The 2,583-nt window shown below is 62.8% G+C and carries 3 protein-coding genes; 1 reads left to right on the top strand and 2 read right to left on the bottom strand.

The window, feature by feature from the left end; all coding sequences use genetic code 11:
- Both EN939_RS29220 and EN939_RS29215 read right to left on the bottom strand, forming a co-directional pair.
- The coding region (locus EN939_RS29220; RefSeq protein ID WP_127271158.1) for an SspB family protein at window positions 1-504 on the bottom strand (504 nt) is incomplete at its 3' end.
- Between the two features lie 118 nt (window positions 505-622).
- Window positions 623-1,312, bottom strand: coding sequence for a TetR/AcrR family transcriptional regulator (locus EN939_RS29215; protein ID WP_127271156.1), 690 nt, complete (start codon window positions 1,310-1,312; stop codon window positions 623-625).
- 188 nt (window positions 1,313-1,500) lie between these two features.
- On the opposite strand from EN939_RS29215, the gene EN939_RS29210 reads away from it, so the two are divergent.
- On the top strand, window positions 1,501-2,583 hold a 1,083-nt coding region (locus EN939_RS29210; protein WP_127271155.1), incomplete at its 3' end, for a multidrug effflux MFS transporter.

The following is a 2,583-nucleotide window of genomic DNA, read 5'->3' as shown; positions in this document are numbered from 1 at the left end:
TTCGGCGCCCTTGGTGGCGGCGTCCGCGGCCGCAGGCTTCTTCTCCGCCTCGGCGGCGGCCTTCTTCTCGGCCTTCGGCTTTTTCTCGGAGACGATGGTCAGCGGCTCCGGAGTTGGCGCAGCCGGTTCCTCGGCTGCCGCGCCATCCGTCTTGACGTCGAATTCGAGCTCGAAATTGACCGAGGGATCATAGAAGCCGCGCACGGCCGAGAACGGGATTTCGAGTTTTTCCGGAACATCGGAGAAGGACAGGCCAACCTCGAAGCCGGTATCGGTCACCTTCAGGTCCCAATACTGGAACTGGATGACGATGGTCATCTGCTCGGGATAGCGCTCGCGCAGCCGCGAAGACACGCGTACGCCCGGCGCGCCGGTCAGGAAGGTGATGAAGAAGTGGTGGTTGCCGGGGAGGCCGGTGCGCGCGACCTCGGCCAGGACCTTGCGCATGACGCCGCGCAACGCCTCCTGGGCCAGAATGTCGTAGCGGATGTGGTCGTCGGCCATGTGGCGGTCGGGTTCCGTTGAATCGTCCGCATAGCTGTAATCAAGCTTGAGGGCGGCGTAAACCGCATATAGATGACCCTTGCGCGGAAGCGAAGACTATTGCCAGCGATTTGATCGCTCAGGCGCTGGTGAGCGCGCTTTGCTTTTCGGACGAGGCCGCGGACCGGCGCTTGCCGAAGGCGCGCAGGAAGGTGCGCACGCCATTGGTCGCGGATTGCAGCACCTCGTCCTCGCGAGGCGAGCCGCCAAGCATGAAGGTGGTCTGCAGTTCGGCATTGACGAGGCCAAGGAACTGGCGTGCCGCCACGTCGGGATCCTCGATCGTGAGATGGCCGCCATAGGCGAGGCGGGCGAAGCGGGCGGCGATTGCCGGCCATGTCCTGCCCGGACCCTGTTCGCGCCATTCGGCAAACAGTTCGGGATAGCGCTCGCCTTCGGTCTGGATCAGCTTGCGCAGGAATTTTCCGTCGCGGTTGCAGATGCAGTTCTGGTTCAGGCGCACGGCAAAGCCGATCAGGTCGGCTTCGAGATCCCCCGGCTGGTCGGGGAAGGTGGCAATGGTGGCGAAGATGCCGGCATTGCAGCGTTCGGTGAGGTCGCGGACCACGGCGACGAACAGTTTCTCCTTGTCGCCATGATGGTTGTAGATCGTCTGGCGCGAAACGCCGGCTTCGGCCGCGATCAGATCGATGTTGGCGCCGGCGAAACCTTCGCGGCAAAACACGGTGGCGGCGGAGTCGACGATCGAGAGGCGCTTGGCCTCATGGCCGCGTGGCGGGAAAATGTCAGGAGAAACGTGCAGCTTCATAAAAAACTATATAGAGGTGATTGACGATTTAGACAAGAGTGTCTAAATTTGTGGACACAAGATAAAGAGATTTCGCGTGAGAGAGACGAATAGGATTCGCTCTTGAGGTGTCGGAATCTCACGGGATGGAACGTCCTAGGTTAGACGTCGCCTGGCGGCGGCAACCAGATTTGAAAGAAGCCTTTATCATGAGTCCCAAATTCCTCCGCATCGCGGTCGTGCTCGGCTTGTTGTCCGCCATCGGCCCGTTCGCCATCGACATGTATCTGCCCGCGTTGCCGTCGATCGGCGCGGATCTGCATGCCAGCACCGCTGCCGTGCAGATGAGCCTGTTGATCTTCTTCCTGTCGATGGGTTTTGGCCAGATCGTCGTCGGGCCGATCTCCGACATGGTCGGCCGCAAGCTGCCGCTTTATGGCGGCCTTGCGCTGTTCATGGTTGGCGGCATCGGTTCGGCAATGGCGCCGACCATCGAATGGCTGATCGCTTTCCGTTTCCTGCAAGGGCTTGGCGCCAGCGCCGGCATGGCCGTTCCGCGCGCCATTGTGCGCGACCTGCACACCGGCAATGAGGCCGCCAAGCTGATGTCCTTGCTGATGCTGGTGTTCTCGGTGTCGCCGATCCTGGCGCCGCTGACCGGCAGCGTGATCATCGAGAGTTTCGGCTGGCGCGCCGTGTTCTGGACGGTGACGGGCGCGGCCGCCCTTGCCACGGTGCTGCTCGCAACCTCGCTCAAGGAGACGCGGCCGGCTGAAGAACGCGTCGGTTCCTCCTTCGGAACCGCGCTTGCCGGCTATCGCTTCCTGATGGGCGACCGCAATTTCCTTGGCCTGGTGGCGATCGCCGGCTTCGGCATTGCGAGCTTCTTCGTCTATCTGTCGAGCTCGTCCTTCATTCTGATCGACCATTACGGGCTGTCGCCTTCGGTCTACAGCGTGTTCTTCTCGATCAACGCGGTCGCCTTCATCGGCATGTCGCAGATGACGGGGCTGCTGGCCGAGCGCTTCGGCCTGAGGCGCGTGGTGCGCGTCGCGGTGACCGGCTATGCCTCGACGATGGTGGTGCTGTTGGCGATCATGGCGACGGGCGTCGACCGGCTCGACGTGATGGCGGCCCTGCTGTTCGTCGGCTACGGCTTTCTCGGCCTGGTCATCCCGACCACCTCGGTGCTGGCCATGGAAGAGCATGGCGAGATCGCCGGCACGGCGTCGGCGCTGATGGGCACGCTGCATTTCGCCATCGGCGCACTCGCCATGGGTGTTGCCGGCGTG

The organism is Mesorhizobium sp. M7A.F.Ca.CA.002.05.1.1 (genome assembly GCF_003998335.1).
GTDB lineage: Bacteria > Pseudomonadota > Alphaproteobacteria > Rhizobiales > Rhizobiaceae > Mesorhizobium.
The sequence above is the reverse complement of the archived record's forward strand: the minus strand, read 5'-3'. Positions and strand labels throughout refer to the sequence as shown.

What these genes read in the sequence shown, in the direction of transcription:
- EN939_RS29215 (WP_127271156.1), bottom strand. Translation starts at nt 1,312, where the DNA reads ATGAAGCTGCACGTTTCTCCTGACATTTTCCCGCCACGCGGCCATGAG.